We start from the raw sequence: 20,876 nt of genomic DNA on the forward strand, positions 1-20,876 counted from the left end.
CGACAGGCGGGCTTTTGGCTCAGGGCTGGCGCGGTGCGGGCGGGGTGATGCGCACGCGCACTCCCTCTTCATCCTGCGGCGCGGGCTCGGCCGTGTCCGTTCCGGTCGGGGTGGCCTCGACAGCGGATTCCACCACCGGCGCGACCGGCACGGCGTCCTGCGCACTGCGATGGCGCAGCACCGTGGCCAGCGCGGCAATGGCCACGGCGATCAGCAGGCCCACGCGGATGCGCCAGGCCAGCGAACGCTTCGGTTGTTCTTCCACCACCGCACCGGCAAACAGCAGCGGGTCACCCTGGCCGGGACGGGTGCTGGCAAGCAGGCCCGCTTCGCGCAGCAGTTCGCGCGCGCGGGGCTGGTCCTCGGCGCGCTTCACCCACACGCTGGGCTGTTGCTTCAGTTTCATCGGCTCGGCGTAGCTGAACTGGCCGCCGCGCTTGCTGTGGTAGGAGCGCCCGTTGGCCAGGTAGACCTCGATGCCGGCTTCTTCCAACAACCGGGCCACGCCCTCGACGGTCTCGATCCGCAAGCTGGTGAATACCTGGCGCATGGATCAGCGCCCTGCCGCGGTCGCTGCGGAGCTTGCCGTGGCGTCTGCTTCGGGCATGACCCGGATCAGGCCTTCCTGGACGGTGCTGGCCACCAGCTTGCCGTCGCGGGTGAAGATCTGCCCGCGCGCCAGGCCGCGCGAATTCTGCGCGCTGGGGCTGTCGATGGAATACAGCAGCCAGTCGTCGGCACGGAACGGGCGGTGGAACCACAGCGCGTGGTCCAGCGAGGCCATCTGCACGTTCGGCTGGTAGTAGCTGATGCCATGCGGATAGTTGGCGGTGCCCAGCAACTGGAAGTCCGAGGCATATGCCAGCAGCGCATGGTGCAGTTCGGGCGCATCGCCCACCGGCTCGCTGAGGCGGAACCAGACCTGCTGGAACGGCGGGCGCTTGGGCGGGTTGAGTTCGTCACGCGGATAGACGTGCCGGAATTCGAACGGCCCGCGCCGCGACAGCCAGCGCTGCACCTTGGGCGGCAGGGTCGCCATGACCTCGGCAGGCACGGCCGGCGCCGGTTCGATGTCCTCGGGCTGCGGCACCTCGGGCATCGACAGCTGGTGCTGCTGGGCCTCGGGTTCGTCACCCTGGAAGGAGGCGGCGCAGAAGAAGATCACCTTGCCGTGCTGGATCGCGGTCACCCGCCGCACCGAGAAGCTGCCGCCGTCACGGGTTCGGTCGACGTCATAGACGATGGGGTGTTCCACGTCGCCGGCACGCAGGAAGTAGGCGTGCAGGGAATGCGCCATGCGCCCGCCTTCCACCGTGGCCTGGGCTGCCGACAGCGCCTGCCCCAGTACCTGGCCGCCGAAGACGTATTTGGTGCCAATGTCGCGGCTCTGGCCGCGGAACAGGTTGTCTTCCAGGCGCTCCAGCGAGAGCAGCTCGATCAGTTCGCTGACGACGGGTTCAGGGGTGGGGGACAAGGGCGGACAACCGGTTGGATGCGAAGCGGCCGATTATAGCGGGCCGCATGAAGCGTCCTACAGGGGCCGCAGGCGCTGCAGGGGGGTCGATTGCATGACCAGTTGCCAGGGAAACAGCGGCCCGGGATCAAGCTTGCGATGCACCTGCACGGCGGCGTTGTCGCTGGCGGCCACCCGGGTGGTATCCAGCTCCTCGTGCCCGGCGATGTAGGCCAGCGTGGGGATCTCTTCCCGCAACAGTCGCAGCAACGACAGCAGCGCCACGATCTGCGCTTCGGTGTAGGGCTCGTGCATAGCCTGGCTGCCTGCGGCCAGCCAGTCGGGGTAGCGCCCCACGTTCACCAGCTCGATGCCGATCGCGCGCGGGTTGTAGCCGCGCACGTGGTGGGCAATGCGTTCCACCTGCACGTACTGGTGCACGCTGCCGTCGCGGTCGATGTAATAGTGGCCGCTGTTGCCGGTGCCCGATTCGTAGAGAACCTGCTCGCCGGTGGCGCGGGCGGCCGCCAGGTCCGGCAGCTCGGTGCAGTGGATCACCACCAGGTCGATCTGGCTGCGGGGCCGTTCCTCCAGCAACAGCTCGTAGGGCAGGGGCGACGGGAGGATGGGCGGCAGCGGCGGCAGGTCGGCAAGCATGGTCGAATCCTAGCACCCGGCTTGCCCCGTTCAGGCCCGGCCGGACGAGGCTTCGCCGGTCTGCGGCGACAGGGTCAAGTAAACTGACCGCCCCGCCCACCGCCCACGCCGGACCGCTGTCCGCTGCCGGAACCCCCTCATGCCCCTCAATCCCGATTCCGAACTCGCCAGGCTGATGGCCACGCTGCCGCAGGTTGGCAAGGTGGAGTGGATCGGCCTGCGCCCGGCCCGCGAAAAAGTGATGCTGGAAGTCGAGAGCGCCGAAGCCCTCACCGCCGGAGGCCTGCGTGGCGACCGCTACAAGGGCGGCAGTGGCAAGCGCGGCATCACCCTGATCCAGGCCGAGCACCTGCCGGTGATCGCGGCCCTGGCGGGGCGCGACGTGCTGCCGGCGCTGCTTCGCCGCAACGTGGTGGTCTCCGGCATTCCGCTGATCGCGCTGAAGGCGCGCCAGTTCCGTATCGGCGACGTGGTCCTGCAGGGCACCGATCCCTGCGACCCGTGTTCGCGCATGGAAACCGCACTCGGCGCGGGCGGCTACAACGCCATGCGCGGCCACGGCGGCCTGTGCGCGCGCATCGTGTCCGGCGGCAGTTTCCGCATCGGTGACGAAGTGGTTGCCCTGTGAGCCAGTCTGCAAGCAAGGGCCACTGCATCCTTTCCCACGGTTTCGAAAGCGGCCCCGACGCGACCAAGGTTGCCGCACTTGCGCTGGCCGCCGAGCGCCTGGGCTGGACCCACGAGCGGCCCGACTACACCGGCTTCGACGCGCGCCGCGACATGAGCGAGCTGGGCGATGTGGAAGCGCGTCAGGCCCACCTGCTTGCGCTGGCAACCGCAGCAGCCGGGCGCGGTCCGCTGGTGCTGGCCGGTTCCAGCCTGGGTGCCTATATCTCGGGACGGGTTTCACTCGAGGTGCCGGTGGTCGCGCTGTTCCTGATGGCGCCACCAATCCGCATGGGTCACCTGGCCGACCTGGATAGCGCGCCGGTGCCGGTTTCCATCATCCATGGCTGGGACGACGAACTGATTCCCGCCCAGGCGGTCGCCGACTGGGCGTATCCACGGCGCGCGCGGTTGTTGCTGGTGGACGATACGCATCGGCTGAGCGATCACGTGGAAGCGTCGGCGCAAGCATTCGCGGAATTGCTGGAACACCTCTCCCTCCGGGAGAGGTCGGCGCGCAGCGCCGGGTGAGGGAGGGAGCCCGCACCCGCGACGCAACTTGGTGATCCGAACCATCTTTCCCTCATCCCCCCTTCGGGGCACCCCGCCTTGAAGGGGACAAGCTCTTCTCCCGGCGGGAAAAGAAAAAAAGGCATTGCTTCACTATGAAATTCTTCGTTTCCTGCGGTAAAGGCCTGGAATACCTGCTCGTCGACGAGCTGCTTTCACTGGGTGTGGAGAAGGCGACGGCCACAGTGTCCGGAGCCAACGTCGAAGGCGAGCTGGTCGACGCCCAGCGCGCGGTGCTGTGGTCGCGGCTGGCCAGCCGCGTGCTGTGGCCGATCGACGAATTCGACTGTGCCGACGAGCTGGCCCTGTACGACGGCGTGGCCGCCATCGCCTGGCAGGACCATATGCGTTCGGACCACACGCTCTCGGTGGACGCGCATGTGTCGGGCGATGCGATCACCCATGCGCGCTACGCCGCGCAACGGGTCAAGGATGCAGTGGTGGACACGCTGCGCGCCCAGGGACAGGAACGCCCTTCGGTGGACGTGGACCATCCCGATGTGCGCATCAACCTGTCGCTGCGCAAGGGCAGGGCGACCATCTCCATCGACCTGGGCGGCGGCCCCATGCATCGCCGCGGCTGGCGCAATGTGCAGAACGATGCGCCGCTGAAGGAGAACCTGGCCGCCGCGGTGCTGATGCGCGGTGGCTGGCCGAAGAGCTACCACGACGGCGGCGCGCTGCTCGACCCGATGTGCGGCAGCGGCACGCTGCTGATCGAAGGCGCGCTGATGGCCGCCGACGTGGCGCCGGGGCTGCAGCGCCATGGGCGCAGCCTGCCCAGCCGCTGGCTCGGCTTCGATGTCGAGGTGTGGAAGGCGCTGGTGGAAGAGGCAAAACAGCGCGAGCAAACCGGGCGCAGCGGGCTGAAGCAGGCCATGTTCGGCAGCGATGTCGATCCGCACGCGGTCCGCGCCGCGCGTGAGAACGCGGAAGTGGCCGGGGTCGCCGACGAGATCTGGTTCGGCGTGCGCGAGGTCGGCGAGCTGCAGGCGCCGCCGTTCGAGCGCGGCACCGTGGTCTGCAACCCGCCCTACGACGAGCGCCTGGCCGCCGATACCACGCTGTACCGCAAGCTGGGCGATGCGCTGCGCCGCACGGTGCCGCTGTGGCGCGCCAGCCTGCTGTGCGGCAATCCCGAGCTGGCCTATGCCACCGGCCTGCGTGCCAACAAGAAGTACCAGCTGTTCAACGGCGCCATCGAATGCGCACTGATCGTCTGCGATCCGGTCGGCCCGCCCAGGGTGCAGAGCGAGACGCCGCGTGAACTGTCCGAAGGCGCACTGATGGTGGCCAACCGCCTGCGCAAGAACCTGCGCAAGTTCAAGAACTGGACGGCGCGCGAAGAGGTGAGCTGTTTCCGCGCCTACGATGCCGACCTGCCCGAATATGCGGCGGCCATCGACGTGTACCGGGAAGCCAAAGGCGAGATGCGCACCTTCCTGCACGTGCAGGAATACGCCGCGCCCGAGGAGATTCCCGAAGCCGACGTGCGCCGCCGCCGCAACGAGCTGCTGGCCGCCGCGCGCGAGGTGTTCGCGGTGCCGGCCGAGCAGGTGGCGATGAAGTCGCGCGAGCGCGGCAAGGGCGGCAGCAAATACGGCCGGATGGAACAACGCGGCGAGCTGCTGCAGGTACGCGAGAACGGTGCGCTGCTGCAGGTCAACCTGTTCGATTACCTGGACACCGGGCTGTTCCTCGACCATCGCCCGCTGCGCCGGCACATGGCCCAGGAATCACGCGGCAAACGCTTCCTCAACCTGTTCGGTTACACGGGCGTGGCCAGCGTGCAGGCGGCGGTTGCCGGTGCCGATTCCACGACTACCGTGGACCTGTCCTCGACCTACCTGGAATGGTGCGCGGCCAACCTGTCGCTCAACGGCTTCGCCGGCGCCCAGCACCGCCTGGTCCAGGCCGACGCGCTGCGCTGGCTGGAAGCGGAGAAGAACCGCTACGACGTGATCTTCTGCGACCCGCCGACCTTCTCCAACTCCGCGCGCGCCGACGACTTCGACATCCAGCGCGAACACGTGCGCCTGCTGCGCGCCTGCGTGGACCGGCTGACCACCGAAGGCGTGCTGTATTTCTCCAACAACTTCCGCCGTTTCAAGCTGGACGAGAATGCAGTGGCCGAATTCGCCGTTTGCGAGGACATCACCCCGCAGACGATCCCGCCGGATTTCGAGCGGAATCCGCGGATCCATCGGTGCTGGCGGTTGACCCGGGTTTGATCGGGACGCGGGACGGTCTGCAGGCAAGATGCATTCCACGCGAGAGGTCAGTAGAACCCGGCATCTCCGAAAACTCTGTGTTCGAGAGCTAGATATCAACTCACAACTGAGGCGATATGGATTGCCGGCGCGTTTTCGGGGTGTTGTGCGGTATTGAGGCGGGCCGCCAAGCCAAAGCCGGCCAGCAAGTAGATGAGTTGGCTGGGAAAATTTCTGATTGACCTGTGCGGGCGCGTCAACACACTATGGGTTACACCTCGAATTTGAGGTCTACTTAGAGTTAGGCCTCAAGAGTAAATTCTAATGCGCGCCGTGATCTTTCTGCTGGCCACACTTGCCTGTCTAGCCGCATTACTCTTCCTGCCTGTCCGATTTGCGCTAACTTTCGAGTTGCTCGGCAATCCAGTTATTTCATCCGATGGCAAGTGGCTCGGGCCAACACCACGTGACTCCGCGACGTGCACCGACGACGTGGGTAAAGTTAATGTTTGGACCTGCGCCGAAACTTCCATATTCAATAAGCATGAGTACGGCTGCAGGACCTGGCTGCGACAATTCGGGTACCTTGAGGCCTAACAATTCATTCAAGCCGAACCCACATCAGGGCGGCGCCAAGGTGCACGCCTTCGGCTATATTCGCACCCAGTCGCCGCCCTGCTGCGGGTCGGCTTAATTCAGGCGTTAGGCCCCGTATGAACCTTGACGAGTTAGTGAAAAAAGTTCGTGCCGTATCCACCGATCCCGCGCTGCAAGGTGTAGCGGATCAACTAGTCGCTTGGAAGGACAGCTCCGCCACGGCTGACGACCTTGCCGCAACTTTGGAGCGCTACATCGGCAATGTCTGGATTGGCTCCAAACAGGATCATGATCGGGTGTATGCGTTTTGGTCAGCATTCCGGCAAAGCGCAATATCGGTCATCCGTAGCATGACCATGAACGAGAGGATCTATTGGTTTAGCTTGGTCGAGCGATTTGATTCATTGCAGAGTGATGCTGATAGGCAGGCTCTATACCGCAAGCTCCACGCGGGCGGGGCCTAACAATTCATTCAAGCCGAGCCCGCATCGTTACGGCAATGAGCGGCAGTTAATCGGGCGGGCCGGCTTAATTCAGGCGTTATACGGCAATGGGGCAGTGGGTCGGCAGTTCTTACTTCGGTCAAATTGTGCAAGCGTTTGGCGTCGGCTCCGGTAAGCACTTGATCTGATAGTTGCTCAGCGTGTTGGTTTAACGCACATCCCGCATCGTCGGCTTTGGGCTCAACCCGCGCCCAGGCTTGCTGGTGATGCTTCGGTTCAAGGTTGCTGGTAGTGTTCGCCCAAGGTGACACTCGGGGCAGGGGATCTTTCATGCATCGGCCATTGCCGCATAACAACTCATTCAAGCCGAACCCGCATCGTTATCGCGTTGATCTGACGGGATTGCGGTGTTGCGGGTCGGCTTAATTCGGGCGTTAGACCTGCTATGAACCCTTTAGTCATCCCACCAGCAGCACAGCGAGACGAGAAGTCGATCCAGATGCTAAGTGCCTGGATCGCTGAGCAGGGCCAGCACTGCAGCATCAAGATTGGTTTCTGGCAGGACAACGGCCGTGACGAGCAACAGGCATGGGGCATATTTCTTGCCGACACAATTCGCCATATCGCAAATGCGCTGCAAGAGAATTATGGAAAACCTTTCCCCGACACCGTTGCCGCAATTCTTAAGTCGTTGCATGACGAGATAGGAGACCCAACCTCTGACGTGCAAGGCTCGTTTAGTCCAGGGCATGGGTAGCAGGTCTAACAATTCATTCAAGCCGAGCCCGCATCGTTACGGCATTGATCGGAAAGTCGGCTTGGGCGGGCCGGCTTAATTCAGGCGTTAGGGCTCATGTTCGACACTATCGCTGACGCACTTGACACTTGGGCCGTTGCGCATCAGCTTCATTGGCAGCGTTTGTACAAAGACTCTGAGGTGCGGTCCTTGGACCTGACCTTAAGTGATGGACGGATTGCCCAGATCTGGGTTGATGGATCATCCACGGCAGGCTGGTCGGTCAACGCGTGGGATCGTAAGGCCATGAAGTTTTCCCGCCACGTCGCGGACTCAACGCAAATGGGTGAGGCTCTCTCGGAAGCGCTCTCAACCGTTCGTAGTTGGTAGTCCGGGCTGAGCCCTAACAATTCATTCAAGCCGAACCCGCTTCGTTAGTTCTTTGGTTCCTGTCGCGGGTGTTGCTCTCCCACTTCCCGACTTCCGCGTTGCGGGTCGGCTTAATTCAATCGTTAGGCCGCTTTGACAGAATCTCTCCGCTATAGCTATGACGTGTCACTGCGTATTACACATCCGGCGCATGTGCCCGAGTTCTTCTCGTCCAGCTTAGGACGAGATCCTCGTTATTCTTGGACTGTGGGACAGCCGCGCGTGACGCGTAAAGGCGCTCCGCTACCCGGTATCTACAAAGAGACTTACTGTTCGTATTCTTTTGACGTCCCTGAGGACGATGATCTTCCAAGGTTCTTAGATGAGACTCTGACTGACTTGGCTCAGCACAAGGGGCTCTTTGATAAGATACAAGAATCTGGCGGCAAAGCAGGCTTCTTTATCGGACTATTCACTGGTGCCTTCAATACGGGATTCGTATTGAGTGCTGACCTACAAAGAAGATCTGCAGCACTCGGACTGAGCTTGGACTTTGATATATACGGCTACGGTGGTTCGTCGGATGACGCGGCCTAACAATTCATTCAAGCCGAACCGGTAGTTCCTACGGTTTAGTGGACACCCTGATCTAACACTCAGGAGTGTCCCCATGCCAACCCCAGGTCCCCGCACCACCTATCGCTACAGCGATGTGTTCAAGGCCACGGCGGTGCGTTTAAGCCAGCTGCCCGGCGTCTCGGTGCGTGACGTGGCCGAGTCGCTTTACATCCATCCCTTCATGTTGTCTCGTTGGCGCAAGCTGGCCCGCGAAGGAGCGATCATGAGCAAGGGTGTGGACGTGGGCAAGGCCGTGGCGGCTGAGTCGAAGGCGCTGCGTGAGATGAAGCGCAAGTACGAACGGCTGCAGGTCGAGCATGACCTTTTAAAAAAAGCCATCGCGTTCACTTCCGGTCGAAGGACGACATCTTCGCCTTCATCGCCCACCACCAGGAAGCCCACCCGGTGAGGACGATGTGCCGGCTGCATGGCGTCAGCCCGTCAGGCTTCTATGCCTGGCAGCAGCGGCCTGCCAGCCAGCGTGCCATCGATGATGCCGGCCTGGTGGAGCGCATCCGCCTGGCGCATGCACAGAGTCGTCAGACCTACGGCAGTCCCCGCATCCACGCGGCGCTGAAGCGACAAGGTGAAGGCGTTGGGCGACGGCGTGTGGAGCGTTTGATGCGGGAACAGGGCGTGCGCGCGTGCTCGGCGCAGATGTACCGCCGGCGCCCGGGCCTTGCCCAGTTCCTGGCCAGCGTGGAGAGCCACGCCCACACGGTCGAAGCCACGCGTCCGAACCAGGTGTGGGTGGCTGACGTGACCTACCTGAAAGCCGGCGGGCAATGGCGTTACCTGGCCACGGTGATGGATCGCTACTCGCGTCGGCTGCTGGGTTGGTCGCTGGGCGCCGACCGCACCACGTCCCTGACCCGACGGGCGCTGCGAGCGGCCCTGCGTACACGCCAGCCCGACCCCGGCACGCTCTTCCACAGCGACCGCGGCATCGAGTTCATTGCCCGGGACTTCAAGCAGCGCCTGCACGCCGCCGGCTTCGTCCAGTCCGCCAACCGGCCGCGGCGCATGAACGACAACGCGCACATGGAGTCCTGGAACAAATCGTTGAAGGCCGACATGTATCACCGCAGCCACTTCCCCGACGATCAATCGCTGCACCGCGCCATCGGCCACTATGTCGACTTCTACAATCACCAGCGCCTACACTCGGCACTGGGCTACCGCTCACCGGTCGAGTACGAACTGCAATGCAGCTAACCAGACGGTGTCCACTTTTGCGTAGGAACTCCCTCCCGAATCGTTACGGCATTAATTGGACAGTTGACCTAGGCGGGTCGGCTTAATTCAGGCGTTAGCTACTATATGAAGATTCTCGCGCTCGCAATTCTGCTCATCGCTGTTTCCGGGTCATCCGTGGCGCAAGTCAATAAAAGCTACTGGCGAAATCCAGATGGAACTCCTGTGCCAGAAACGTCGTCACGCAAGTCGACCGGATCGATGAGCGCAATGATCCTAATCACTGCCGACCAAGATTGGCAGGAGAAGTGGAATACGCCGCGAGAGCACGTCCCTCACTTTACTGAAACTTCTGATGTGGGAAGAGATGGCACGTTATTTCTGTTGACGTTCTTCGGTAACCCAGCCGTTGATGAGGCAGGCAGATCGAAACTTCTGTGTGACTTTTCGCTTATCAAGCCGGATGGCTCTTTCGCGACAGAGCAGCGAGATGCAGTGTGCTTTGATCCGGATTTCGCAATGGAACGCGACACGACCTACATTACCAACATTACTGTTGGCTTCAAGGCAGACAGCTCTGAACCAAAGGGCTCTTGGCGATACAAGGTTGTCATCAAGGACAAGATCGCTGGAACCGAATTGCCACTCGAAGCTGGATTCAAGGTTAAGTAGCTAACAATTCGTTCAAGCCGAGCCCGCTTCGCGGCCTCATGCAAGTGCCATCGATTATTACTTGCCCAAGGCCGCAAAGCGCGTCGGCTTAATTCAGGGGTTAGACCTTATATGAGCGACTCCGGTCTCAAGCTCAGTTACAGCTGGGAGGATCTGAAACCAGTCCGACCACTATTCGTCACTGTGCTTGTTGCGCAAGCTATTGGTGCAATCGCAAGTCTTTCGGTTCAAGGCTTGAGTGATTGGTACCAGACTGCCTGGTTTGGTGGTGCGCTCGCGACGTTTCCCGGCTACCTGATTGGACTTTTCGTGCAGCGGCATACCCGTGCTGGCAGCATCACATCAAATCGATCGGCCGTACTGTTCCTCGGCGTGATATCGCTGATCTTGTTTATTGCTGCTCTTACGTTTCCCAGGAGCTCCGGCTAGTGCGGCCCAGTAATTCATTCAAGCCGAGCCCACATCGGCAAGTAGGGCGTAATAGCCGAAGGGCATTGCGCCATGGAAGAACGATGCGGCAGCGGCAGCCATTCGTTCGGGTTGTCGGTTGGCGGCAGAGTTCTTCGTGCCGATGAATCTGCGCGGCGCAATGCCCTTCGGTTGTTGCGCCCTGGATTCCAATAGGCGTGTTTAAATTCCAACACGAGCCCCACGGACAATCGCATGCAAACTGATCAGAAGAAAGCCGATCCCTCCTATCTGTATGTTTTGATCGCCGTAATTTTCCTGTTGACCGCTTGGGGCGCCACGTTCAGTCGTACCTGTCAAAGTGATGGGTGCATGGGCGTTATATTTCCGCTCGGTGGCGCGTTGATCGCGTTGGCGGTGCAGCTATTCGTAGTGGTTCCCTTTCATCGCATGAGGGCCAGGTCAAAAGGTGAGGTCTCCGCGGGAGTGGTCACCTGGGTTGTGGTTTCGATAGCCGCGTTTGTGCTTCCTTTGCTGTTTGCCAAATTCTAGGCCGGCGTAGCCGGGATGGGCGCACGGCATGCGTGGCGTTCCAGGAGCTTGACGGGTCGGTGCGATCCGGCAGCCGCAAGGCGGGCTTCAGCCCATCGCCTTCGCTAGGTGCCGATGCGGGCTGATGGATGGCAATGGTGGGCCGGGGCCCACCCTATGTTTCAAAGGAATGCCTGCGGTTGCGGCTGCACGCCTTCGGCTATATTCGACCTCCGGTCGCCGCCCTGATGCGGATTGGCTTGATCCAGGCGTTGGGCTGCGGGGAATACCATGTCGCAAGTGGCAGAGTCGGAAATGTTCGAGCTCATACTCATTGATTTGCCAAACCTTCGGCGTCTGGAGGCTTCGGAGCCCGTTGACCTGGGCGGCATGCAGACAGTGGATGGTGCCTTGCCGCCAGCCCGTGTCGCCACGCATGCGCTTGCCCAGATTGACGTGGGCACGCCCGCCCGATGGTGTGCTCCCTTCCTGATCGTTTCGCGCAACGCGGTCCTGGGCACCTGCAGGTTCAGGGCCGCTCCTGCGGATGGCCGCGTAGAGATCGGCTATGGGGTGGCCGGGAGCCAGAGAGGGCGGGGCGTCGCAACCGAAGCAGTCAGGCAATTGCTGGAGATAGCGACTTCCAGCGGTCTGGTGAAGGAGGTCGTTGCCCGTATCGTCCCTGAAAATGCAGCGTCATCGAAGGTTGTTTCGCGACTTGGCTTCTCCAAGGGTGATTTGCTGGTCGATCATGACGGACAGACACTAGCCCAGTGGTCTTTGCGGATCGCAACCTGACAAATCATTCAAGCCGAGCCCGCATCGTGCTGCATTCAAGTTTCACATCTGGTGCTTCGGCACCTTGTTTTGTTCGTCAGGGGCCGGAGTAATTCTATGGAAATTTCACTCTCTCAATCGATCGAGTCTGTCAGCTGGACGTGCCTCGAAGATCTGTTCATTCGTGCGCCGCTCGGTGCACGAAGCGCTGCCTTGCTCGAGCAGACGTTTCGCAACAGCCAGGTTGCGCTGTTCGCATACGATGGGAGTCGCTTGGTTGGCGCTGGGCGCGCACTTACCGACAGGATCAACTGGACGGTTGTCTTTGACGTGGTCGTCGATCCGGAATGCCAGGGCAAGGGTTTGGGGAAGACTATTGTCGAGGCGCTGGCTTCCACCGCTGGCGCCCGCAACGTCATGCTCCAGTCGGTTCCTGGCAAGGAGGACTTTTACGCAAGGCTTGGTTATCGTCCGATGACCAGCGCAATGGCAAAGTATGAAAATCCCGACTGGGCATCTGCCAACGGTTACATTTCGGCAGCTTCATCGAGCGGAGCCTGACGATCCATTCAAGCCGGCCCGGTAGTTCCTGCGGGCTGGTGGACAGCGTGATCCAGCGATCGGCTGCGGCAGGCGGCTGACGCCGGGACGCTATCCGGCGCGCACGTCGGGCATCGACAACGGCATCAGTACAATCGAACGACATACGGCCTCAGGCAGCACCTTCCATGGCGGCAAGATACTGGTGGCAGTGCATCTCATGCGGCGACCGGCCGGCCTGGCTCGCCGTGTGCGAATCAAAGAGCGTGGCGGCCTTCATCCGGGATGAGCTGGCACCCGGCGGCTGGGATCAGAAGCTGTTGCGCCGCACCTGCGGATACTGCAAGCGCCGGTCGGTTTACATCACCTACCGTCTGCAGCGTGGCGATCCCGAGCGGGTCAGCGTCAAGCATGTGGTGGGCTTGAGCCTGGAGGATGACTACCTGCCAATGGTGTGGGAGACATTCCGGCATGGCAGTCCCAGGACCACGTGGATCGACTTCAAGTACCAGAAGGGTCGCAGCCCCTGGGGCCTGACCAAGCGCCTGGTCCTGCAGCGGCCGCACCTGTCACGCCTGCTGCGGAGTTATGAAAAGGCGACGGGCCGGCGTCTTTATCCCGCCGCCTAGCCATTCGTCTCCAGGCCGGACCCGCAAAGCCAGTCCCCTTGCGGGATTGCAGCCTCCACTCCTGCTTCCTGCATGGCGCTAAAAGCGCCTCGGTCGACGCTTCCCGGGCCGTGGTTGACGCTTCAAGCGCCTCCGTTGGCGCTTCAAACGCCATCGCTGACGAAAAAAGCGTCATGCACGACGCTTTTTTCGCCGTGCGAGGCGCTTTTGACGTTGGGTAGCAATAAAAAAAGCGCCGTCGCTGGCGCTTTTTTCGTCATAGCTGGGGAAAAAAGCCGCATCGATGACGCTTTTTTCGCCATCGACGGCGCTTCTGACGCTGGAATCAACGTCGATGACCCTCTCCATCGACGCTTAAAGCGTCATCGGAGTCGTTCAAAGCGGCAACGATGGCGCTTTGAACGTCATGCATGACGCTTTTTTCGTCAGCGATGACGGTAAAAGCGTCGTCGCTGGCGCTTTTGGCGTTGGCGGAGGGGTGAAAAGCGCGGTGGACTTCACATTTTCGTCTTGCGAGGGCCACTAGTGGATAGCCGTCGCCGGTTTTTCCGCCTTTTTCCTCTCCCCTTGTGGCGCCCGAAGGGTGTGCAAGGCTGAGAGGGTGCCCGCCAGGGCGGGAGAGGGGATACCGGAGCTGGTTGGAATTCAGTGCGAGGAGAATTGCGAGTGCAGTGATCAGGTTTCCCGCACTCGCCATCGCAGGGACGCAGAGGGTGCATCGCCTCCGGCACCCCTCTCCCGCCCCCCGGTTAAAGCACTTGGGGGGCACCCTCTCCGCCTTGCACACCCTCGGGCGCCGCAAGGGGAGAGGGAAGTGTTTCAAGTTCCCTCCCACAAGGGGAGGGGAAGCGCCTCAGCCCAGCGCCTTCGTCGACGGCACGTAGTCGTAGCCCAGCACGTCGGCCACCGCCTTGTAGGTCACCTTGCCGTCGTGCACGTTCAGGCCGTTGAGCAGGTGCTCGTCGTCCAGCATGGCCTGGCGCGCGCCCTTGTTGGCCAGTTGCACGGCGAAGGGCAGGGTGGCGTTGGTGAGGGCGAAGGTGGAGGTGCGGGCCACGCCGCCGGGCATGTTGGCCACGCAGTAATGGATCACGCCGTCCACCTCGTAGGTCGGTTCCTGGTGGGTGGTGGCCTTGCTGGTTTCAAAGCAGCCGCCCTGGTCGATGGCCACGTCCACCAGCACCGAGCCCGGACGCATCAGCTTCAGCTGCGAACGCGCGATCAGCTTGGGTGCGGCGGCGCCGGGGATCAGCACCGCGCCGATCACCAGGTCGGTGTCGGCCAGGCGTTCCTCGATGGCGTCGTGGGTGGAATAGATGGTGGTCAGCTGGTGGCCGTACAGTTCATCCAGGTACCGCAGGCGATCCAGCGAGCGGTCCAGGATGGTGACGTGCGCGTTCATGCCCATGGCCATGCGCGCGGCATTGATGCCGACCACGCCGCCGCCGATCACCATGACTTCGGCCGGCTTCACCCCGGGCACGCCGCCCAGCAGCACGCCGGAGCCGCCCTGCGCCTTCTCCAGCGCATGCGCGCCGGCCTGGATCGACATGCGCCCGGCCACCTCGCTCATCGGCGCCAGCAGCGGCAGGCCGCCCTTGCGGTCGGTGACGGTCTCGTAGGCGATGCAGGTCGCGCCCGAGGCCACCAGCGCCTTGGTCTGTGCCGGATCGGGCGCCAGGTGCAGGTAGGTGTAGAGCACCTGGCCGGGGCGCAGCATCGCGCATTCGACCGGCTGCGGTTCCTTGACCTTGATGATCATGTCGGCGCGGCGGAAGATTTCCTCGGCCGTTTCCACGATCTCGGCGCCGGCGCGCACGTACATCTCGTCGGTCAGGCCGATCGACTTGCCGCCGTCATGCTGGATCATGATGGTGTGGCCATTGGCGGCCAGTTCGCGCGCACCGGCCGGGGTCAGGCCGATGCGGTACTCATGGTTCTTGATTTCCTTCGGGACGCCGATCAGCATTTTTCTCTCCAGTGCATAAGTGGGGCATGCGCGTGGGGAGCGCCGGGCCGGGTGTGGCGCGATTTTACGCGGTGGCGCGCAAGGTGTCCGTCAAGGTCTGGAAGATGCGGTCGATATGCGCCTTCTCCAGGATCAGCGGCGGCGACAGCGCGATCACGTCGCCGGTCACGCGGGTCAGCAGGCTGCCTTCGTGGAAGGCATGTTTGAAGGCGTCATAGGCCCGCGTGCCGGGCGCGCCCGGGCGCGGTGCCAGTTCGATGGCGCCGATCAGCCCGTAATTGCGGATATCGATGACATTGGGCAGGCCCTTCAGCGAATGGATGCCTTCCTGCCAGTAGTCGCCCAGTTCGATCGCCTTGTCGAACAGGTTTTCCTCGGCATAGGTGTCCAGGGTGGCGATGGCGGCTGCGCAGGCCAGCGGATGGCCCGAATAGGTGTAGCCATGGAACAGGTCGATGGCGTTGTCGGGGCCGTGGGTGAAGGCGTCGTGCACGTCCTCGGAGACCATCACCACGCCCATCGGCACGCAACCGTTGGTGATGCCCTTGGCGGCGGTGATCATGTCGGGGATGACATCGAAGCGCTGCGCGGCGAAGGCATTGCCGACGCGGCCGAAACCGGTGATCACTTCATCGAAGATCAGCAGGATGCCGTGCTTGGTGCACAGCTCGCGGATGCGCTTGAGGTAACCATCGGGCGGAATGACCACGCCGGCCGAACCGGAGATCGGTTCGATGATGACCGCGGCAATGGTGGAGGCATCGTGCAGGGCGACCATGCGCTCCAGGTCCTCGGCCAGTTCGATGCCGTATTCGGGCAGGCCCTTGGAGAACGCATTGCGGCCGATGTCCAGGGTGTGGCGCAGGTGGGACACGCCGGGCAGGCCGGGGCCGAACCATTTGCGGTTGTTGGGCAGGCCGCCCACGGAAATGCCGCCGAAGCCGACGCCGTGGTAACCCTTCTCGCGACCGATCAGGCGCGTGCGCTGGCCCTCGCCACGCGCGCGGTGGTAGGCGATGGCGATCTTCAGCGCGCTGTCCACCGACTCGGAGCCGGAGTTGGTATAGAACACGTGGTTGAGCTTGCCCGGCGCCAGCGCGGCCAGGCGTTCGGCCAGCACGAAGGGCAGCGGCGAACTCATCGAGAAATTCGGCGCGAAATCCAGGGTCTCGATCTGGGTCTTCACCGCCTGCACGATGCGCGGGCGTGAATGGCCGGCATTGCAGCACCACAGGCCGGCGGTGGCGTCGAGGATCTCGCGCCCGTCCACGTCCTTGTAGTACATGCCCGAGGCACTGGCCAGCAGGCGCGGCGCGGCCTTGAACTGCTTGTTGGCGGTGAAGGGCATCCAGAAGGCATCCATCGACGGCGGCGCCGCGGTGGCCTGGGTGGCGTAATGGTGGGCCAGGGTGGCGCCGTCGGTGATCGAATCCGCGCTCATTTCGGCTGCTCCGGGGGGTGTGGTGTGGGCTGGCCTGCAGCTTAGCGCGTTGAAAAAACTTTACAACCGCGCCGGCAATCGGGTGGAAATTGACCCGATTTCCTTGGCGTGTAAAGTATCAAGCAACACCCGAACGGCATGAAGGCAGCATGGACATCGGCGCGCGGCTGCAGCTGGTACGCAAATCCAAGGAGCTCAGCCAACGCGAGCTGGCCAAGCGCGTGGGGGTCACCAACAGCACCATTTCATTGATCGAACAGAACAAGGTCAGTCCCTCGGTCAGTTCGCTGAAGAAGGTGCTGGACGGCATTCCCATCTCGCTGGCCGATTTCTTCACCCTGGACCTGGATGTCGGGCTGCCCGACAGTCCGTTCTATGGCGCCGACGAACTGCCGGACGTGGGCAGCAACGGCATCCACTATTTCCTCATCGGCCAGCATCGCCCGCAGCGGCAGATGTGCATCCTGCGCGAGGTGATGGCGCCGGGCACCGACACCGGCGACAGCATGCTGCTGCACGAGGGCGAGGAGGGTGGCGTGGTCATCGAGGGCGAGGTGGAAGTCACCGTGGGCGGCCAGGTGCGGGTGCTGCGCGCCGGCGAGGCCTATTATTTCGAGAGCAGGGTGCCGCACCGGTTCCGCAACGTGGGCGACGTGGATGCGGTGATTTTCAGTGCCAATACGCCGGCTACGTTTTGATTTTCTTTCCCTTCTCCTTCGGGAGAAGGTGCCCGAAGGGCGGATGAGGGAATGGGTCATCCGCTTGTAGTGAAAGTTGGAAGGCCCAGTAATTTCCATTCCCTCATCCGGCGCTTCGCGCCACCTTCTCCCGAAGGAGAAGGGAACTCAGGAGCAAGAAATGAACGCACCACGCACCCGTGACAGCTGGCAGGCCCTTGCCGAGGGGCTGCAGATCCGCACGCAGGCCTTCATCGACGGCAAGTACGTCGACTCTGCCAGTGGCAGGACCTTCGATTGCATCAGTCCCATCGACGGGCGTTCGCTGGGCCAGGTGGCCGAGTGCGCGGCCGAGGACATCGAGCGGGCGGTCATCGCGGCGCGGCGCAGTTTCGATTCCGGCGCGTGGTCCGAAGCAAAGCCCAGCCATCGCAAGAAGGTGCTGCTGAAGTTCGCGCAGCTGATCGAGCAGCATGCCGACGAACTGGCGTTGCTGGAGTCGCTGGACATGGGCAAGCCGGTCAGCGATGCGCGCGCGGTGGACGTGGCGGCGACGATGCGCTGCATGGCCTGGACCGGCGAGGCGCTGGACAAGGTGTATGGCGAAGTCGCGCCCACTGGCCCCGGCGAACTGGGCCTGATCACGCGCGAGCCGCTGGGCGTGGTTGGCGCGATCGTGCCGTGGAATTTCCCGCTGCTGATGGCGGCCTGGAAGCTGGCGCCGGCGCTGGCGATGGGCAATTCGGTGGTGCTGAAGCCTTCGGAGAAGTCGCCGCTCAGCGTGATCAGGCTGGCCGAAATCGCGATGGCGGCCGGCATTCCCGCGGGCGTGTTCAACGTGGTGCCTGGATTTGGCAAGGAAGCGGGCGAACCGCTGGCGCTGCACATGGACGTCGACGGCCTGGTGTTCACCGGCTCCACGGCGGTGGGCAAGCAGCTGCTGCAGTGCGCCGGACGTTCCAACCTCAAGCGCGCCTACATGGAATGCGGTGGCAAGAGCCCGAACCTGGTGTTCGCCGATGCGCCGGACCTGGACAGGGCCGCCGAGGCCGCGGCCAGCGGCATCTTCTACAACCAGGGCGAAGTCTGTACTGCGGCCTCGCGGCTGCTGGTGGAGCGTTCGATCAAGGAAGAGTTCGTCGCCCGCGTGGTCGAGGCCGGGCGCAGGATGCAGCCGCGGCATCCGTTCGAGCCGGGCGCGCCGATGGGCGCGATGGTCGACGAGATCCAGACCCGCCGCGTGCTGGGCTATATCGAGAAGGGCGTGGCCGAAGGCGCCAGGCTGGTGCTGGGCGGCAAGCGCGCCGACACCGTGGCCGGCGGCAGTTACATCGAACCGACCGTGTTCGATGAGGTGTCGCACGAGCACACCATCTCGCGCGAGGAAATCTTCGGGCCGGTGCTGTCGGTGATTGCCTTCGACAATGAAGAGCAGGCCCTGCGCATGGCCAACGACAGCGAGTACGGGCTGGCCGCGGGCGTGTGGACCCGCGACATCAGCCGCGCCCACCGCGTGGCCCGTAAGCTGCGCGCCGGCAGCGTGTGGGTGAACTACTGGGATGGCGGCGACATGACCGCGCCGTTCGGCGGCTACAAGCAGTCGGGCAACGGCCGCGACAAGTCGCTGCATGCCTTCGACAAGTACACCGAAATGAAGGCGACCTGGATCAACCTGGAAAGCTGAGTGCCGCGCGCGGCACCGCGCGCGAGGCGCCGGCGGTGGCACAATCGCCCATCGCCGCCGCTACGCGGCCCGTGACCCGGGGACCCGCTTGCTCCTGCATGTGCTTTTTCTGATCGCCATTGCCGCCGAGGCCATGAGCGCCGCCCTGGTCGCCGGTCGCCGCGAGATGGACTGGCTGGGCGTGTGCGTGCTGGCCTGCGTCACCGCCCTGGGCGGCGGCACCCTGCGTGACGTGCTGCTCGGCCGGCACCCGCTGTCATGGATCGAGCATCCCTATTACCTAGTGATCGTATTGGTCGCCGCGCTGGCCACCGCGCTGATCGCGCCGATCGCCAAACGCCTGCGCACCAGCTTCCTGGTGCTGGATGCGATCGGCCTGGTGGTGTTCACGGTGATCGGCTGCGACATCGCCCAGGGCCTGGGCCTGCACTGGATCGTGATCCTGGTCAGCGGCATGGTCACCGGCACCTTCGGCGGCGTGTTGCGCGACGTGCTGTGCACGCAGATCCCGCTGCTGTTCCGCAAGGAGCTGTATGCCAGCGTTTCGCTGGTCACCGGCGCGCTGTACATGGCCGCGCCGCACCTGGGCATCCAGCATGGCGTGGGCCTGGTGGTGGCGATGGTGGTGGGCTTCGTCCTGCGCATGCTGGCGATCCGCTACCACTGGGAGATGCCGAAGTTTGTTTACAGGGATGATTGGGATTGAAGATTATTTCTAAAAATCCAAACGAAGGATGCCCTCTCCCTTGATGGGAGAGGGTGGCCAACAGCCGGGAGAGGGTACGCCGGCGCTAGCAGTGATGACTGGCTCGCCTTGCGTCGAACGAGCTAGAGCAAGAGCACGCAGCGCTTCGCTCGCGCTCCCCTCTCCTGCCCTGCGGGCATCCTCTCCCATAAGGGGAGAGGAGAAAAGCGCAGCCCGATGCCTGGCCTATGGCCACAGGACTCGGTAGCTGGAGATGCAAGATGGATAGCCCCTTCGTGCCTATGATTTTCTACAGCCGGTCCTCAACGCGTGGCGCATCGGATGCTGCTTAACCAAAGCTCCCCTCTCCCTTTATGGGAGAGGGTGCCCGGAGGGCGGGAGAGGGTAGGCCGGAGCTAGCAGTGATGACTGGCTCGCCTTGCGTCGAACGAGCTAGAGCCCGAGCACGCAGCGCTGCGCTCTCCTGCCCCTTGGGCATCCTCTCCCGCAAGGGGAGAGGAGAAGCGGGCCTGTTCCGCCGTGCGCGGGGCAATGGACAGATGACCCGGCAGCTGGGGGCCACAGGAGGAAATGCCTGTCGGCCGATGCCTTCCTACAGCTCGTCTTCCACCCGTGGCGCGTCGGGAAGCTGCGCATCCAGTGACTGGCGGTAGTGGATGCAGCCGCGCAGGAACTGTGGCCAGGCCGGCACTGCGGGCAGTGGGTCGGTCTTTTCGGGTAGCAGTCCCCACAGCGCGGGGTGGTGCCAGCACAGTTCGTGCCGGGTGGAATCGCGGTGCGCGCGGATGGCGGCGCGCAGCTTGCGGACTTCCGCTGCCAGTTCCATCGGAGTCATCGCATCGAGGTCTGCGTCCACATCGCCCTCCTTCGCCCGTGCCGGGGTTTGCGGGAATCTGCCAGAATCCCGGCAGCCCGGCCAGATCGTAGACGATGACGAACCCCATTGCTGTTGCCAATTCCCCGCGCAGGGTGCTGTTCGCCAGTCTGATCGGCACCACCATCGAGTTTTTCGATTTCTACATCTACGCCACCGCCGCGGTGATTGTGTTCCCGCAGCTGTTCTTCCCGGAAAGCGACCCGGCCACCGCGACCCTCAAGTCGCTGATCACGTTTGCGCTGGCGTTCTTCGCGCGGCCGGTGGGCTCGGCGCTGTTCGGGCATTTCGGCGACCGCATCGGGCGCAAGGCGACCCTGGTCGCGGCGCTCCTGACCATGGGCATATCGACGATCGCCATCGGCCTGCTGCCGACCTATTCGAGCATCGGCGTGCTGGCGCCTGTGTTGCTGGCCGTGTGCCGTTTCGGCCAGGGCCTGGGGCTGGGGGGCGAG

General features: G+C 63.3%; 25 protein-coding genes. 18 read left to right on the forward strand and 7 right to left on the reverse strand.

Annotation, left to right across the window (positions count from 1 at the left end):
- Positions 1-19 precede the first annotated feature (19 nt).
- Genes DT603_RS14285 through DT603_RS14295 form a run of 3 tightly spaced genes read right to left on the reverse strand, consistent with a single transcriptional unit; the run spans position 20 to position 2,110 of the window.
- Positions 20-550, reverse strand: a complete 531-nt coding sequence (locus tag DT603_RS14285; RefSeq protein ID WP_162350653.1) for a putative signal transducing protein — start codon at positions 548-550, stop codon at positions 20-22.
- Positions 551-553: 3 nt separating this feature from the next.
- Positions 554-1,474 carry an acyl-CoA thioesterase II gene (gene tesB / locus DT603_RS14290; RefSeq protein WP_162350654.1) on the reverse strand — a complete coding sequence of 307 codons (921 nt, stop codon included), beginning with the start codon at positions 1,472-1,474 and terminating at the stop codon, positions 554-556.
- Between the two features lie 57 nt (positions 1,475-1,531).
- Complete coding sequence (locus DT603_RS14295) at positions 1,532-2,110, reverse strand: N-acetylmuramoyl-L-alanine amidase (protein WP_162350655.1); 579 nt, start codon at positions 2,108-2,110, stop codon at positions 1,532-1,534.
- Between the two features lie 139 nt (positions 2,111-2,249).
- Between DT603_RS14295 and DT603_RS14300 the strand changes: the two genes are divergently transcribed.
- From DT603_RS14300 to DT603_RS14360, 14 genes are all read left to right on the forward strand, one after another.
- A complete protein-coding gene (locus tag DT603_RS14300) occupies positions 2,250-2,738 on the forward strand; it encodes an MOSC domain-containing protein (protein WP_162350656.1) in 489 nt (162 codons plus the stop codon).
- The gene (locus DT603_RS14305) at positions 2,735-3,307 is read left to right on the forward strand and encodes an alpha/beta fold hydrolase (protein ID WP_162350657.1); all 573 of its coding nucleotides are present in this window, start codon (positions 2,735-2,737) and stop codon (positions 3,305-3,307) included. Before DT603_RS14300 ends, DT603_RS14305 begins: the two co-directional genes overlap by 4 nt.
- Positions 3,308-3,441: 134 nt before the next feature.
- On the forward strand, positions 3,442-5,577 hold the full coding sequence (gene rlmKL, locus DT603_RS14310) for a bifunctional 23S rRNA (guanine(2069)-N(7))-methyltransferase RlmK/23S rRNA (guanine(2445)-N(2))-methyltransferase RlmL (protein ID WP_162350658.1): 2,136 nt from the start codon (positions 3,442-3,444) through the stop codon (positions 5,575-5,577).
- Between the two features lie 692 nt (positions 5,578-6,269).
- Positions 6,270-6,617: a hypothetical protein gene (locus tag DT603_RS14315; RefSeq protein ID WP_162350659.1), complete on the forward strand. Its 348-nt coding sequence runs from the start codon at positions 6,270-6,272 to the stop codon at positions 6,615-6,617.
- Between the two features lie 424 nt (positions 6,618-7,041).
- Entirely contained in the window at positions 7,042-7,353 is a 312-nt protein-coding gene (locus DT603_RS14320; protein ID WP_162350660.1) for a DUF5076 domain-containing protein, read from the forward strand.
- 561 nt (positions 7,354-7,914) lie between these two features.
- Positions 7,915-8,298 carry a DUF4279 domain-containing protein gene (locus tag DT603_RS16335; RefSeq protein ID WP_425500987.1) on the forward strand — a complete coding sequence of 128 codons (384 nt, stop codon included), beginning with the start codon at positions 7,915-7,917 and terminating at the stop codon, positions 8,296-8,298.
- Positions 8,299-8,371: 73 nt separating this feature from the next.
- Complete coding sequence (locus DT603_RS14325; RefSeq protein WP_162350661.1) at positions 8,372-8,728, forward strand: transposase; 357 nt, start codon at positions 8,372-8,374, stop codon at positions 8,726-8,728.
- Positions 8,698-9,534: an IS3 family transposase gene (locus DT603_RS14330; RefSeq protein ID WP_343037768.1), complete on the forward strand. Its 837-nt coding sequence runs from the start codon at positions 8,698-8,700 to the stop codon at positions 9,532-9,534. The genes DT603_RS14325 and DT603_RS14330 overlap by 31 nt, the downstream gene beginning before the upstream one ends.
- A gap of 105 nt (positions 9,535-9,639) precedes the next feature.
- On the forward strand, positions 9,640-10,185 hold the full coding sequence (locus tag DT603_RS14335; RefSeq protein ID WP_162350662.1) for a hypothetical protein: 546 nt from the start codon (positions 9,640-9,642) through the stop codon (positions 10,183-10,185).
- A gap of 111 nt (positions 10,186-10,296) precedes the next feature.
- Complete coding sequence (locus tag DT603_RS14340) at positions 10,297-10,614, forward strand: hypothetical protein (protein ID WP_162350663.1); 318 nt, start codon at positions 10,297-10,299, stop codon at positions 10,612-10,614.
- A gap of 234 nt (positions 10,615-10,848) precedes the next feature.
- A complete protein-coding gene (locus DT603_RS14345) occupies positions 10,849-11,145 on the forward strand; it encodes a hypothetical protein (protein WP_162350664.1) in 297 nt (98 codons plus the stop codon).
- A 294-nt stretch (positions 11,146-11,439) separates the two neighbouring features.
- On the forward strand, positions 11,440-11,922 hold the full coding sequence (locus DT603_RS14350; RefSeq protein ID WP_162350665.1) for a GNAT family N-acetyltransferase: 483 nt from the start codon (positions 11,440-11,442) through the stop codon (positions 11,920-11,922).
- 96 nt (positions 11,923-12,018) lie between these two features.
- Positions 12,019-12,462, forward strand: a complete 444-nt coding sequence (locus DT603_RS14355) for a GNAT family N-acetyltransferase (RefSeq protein WP_162350666.1) — start codon at positions 12,019-12,021, stop codon at positions 12,460-12,462.
- A 245-nt stretch (positions 12,463-12,707) separates the two neighbouring features.
- Entirely contained in the window at positions 12,708-13,070 is a 363-nt protein-coding gene (locus DT603_RS14360; RefSeq protein WP_162350667.1) for a hypothetical protein, read from the forward strand.
- 171 nt (positions 13,071-13,241) lie between these two features.
- On the opposite strand, the gene DT603_RS14365 is transcribed toward DT603_RS14360, so the two are convergent.
- From DT603_RS14365 to aptA, 3 genes are all read right to left on the reverse strand, one after another.
- Positions 13,242-13,418, reverse strand: coding sequence for a hypothetical protein (locus DT603_RS14365; RefSeq protein WP_162350668.1), 177 nt, complete (start codon positions 13,416-13,418; stop codon positions 13,242-13,244).
- Between the two features lie 505 nt (positions 13,419-13,923).
- A complete protein-coding gene (gene ald / locus DT603_RS14370; protein WP_162350669.1) occupies positions 13,924-15,039 on the reverse strand; it encodes an alanine dehydrogenase in 1,116 nt (371 codons plus the stop codon).
- Between the two features lie 64 nt (positions 15,040-15,103).
- Positions 15,104-16,480 (reverse strand): omega-aminotransferase AptA, encoded by a 1,377-nt coding sequence (gene aptA / locus DT603_RS14375; RefSeq protein ID WP_162350670.1) that lies wholly within the window; start codon positions 16,478-16,480, stop codon positions 15,104-15,106.
- Between the two features lie 149 nt (positions 16,481-16,629).
- Between aptA and DT603_RS14380 the strand changes: the two genes are divergently transcribed.
- The 3 genes from DT603_RS14380 (at position 16,630) to DT603_RS14390 (ending at position 19,547) form a co-directional block, all read left to right on the forward strand.
- Positions 16,630-17,178, forward strand: a complete 549-nt coding sequence (locus DT603_RS14380; protein ID WP_162350671.1) for a cupin domain-containing protein — start codon at positions 16,630-16,632, stop codon at positions 17,176-17,178.
- Between the two features lie 160 nt (positions 17,179-17,338).
- Entirely contained in the window at positions 17,339-18,841 is a 1,503-nt protein-coding gene (locus DT603_RS14385) for an aldehyde dehydrogenase (protein ID WP_162350672.1), read from the forward strand.
- A gap of 100 nt (positions 18,842-18,941) precedes the next feature.
- Complete coding sequence (locus DT603_RS14390; protein WP_425500982.1) at positions 18,942-19,547, forward strand: trimeric intracellular cation channel family protein; 606 nt, start codon at positions 18,942-18,944, stop codon at positions 19,545-19,547.
- Positions 19,548-20,139: 592 nt separating this feature from the next.
- Here DT603_RS14390 and DT603_RS14395 read toward each other — a convergent pair.
- A complete protein-coding gene (locus tag DT603_RS14395) occupies positions 20,140-20,403 on the reverse strand; it encodes a hypothetical protein (protein WP_343037765.1) in 264 nt (87 codons plus the stop codon).
- Between the two features lie 74 nt (positions 20,404-20,477).
- Between DT603_RS14395 and DT603_RS14400 the strand changes: the two genes are divergently transcribed.
- A partial coding sequence (locus tag DT603_RS14400; RefSeq protein ID WP_162350674.1) for an MFS transporter occupies positions 20,478-20,876 on the forward strand: 399 nt, incomplete at its 3' end.

Source organism: Pseudoxanthomonas gei, from assembly GCF_010119615.1.
GTDB lineage: Bacteria > Pseudomonadota > Gammaproteobacteria > Xanthomonadales > Xanthomonadaceae > Pseudoxanthomonas_A > Pseudoxanthomonas_A gei.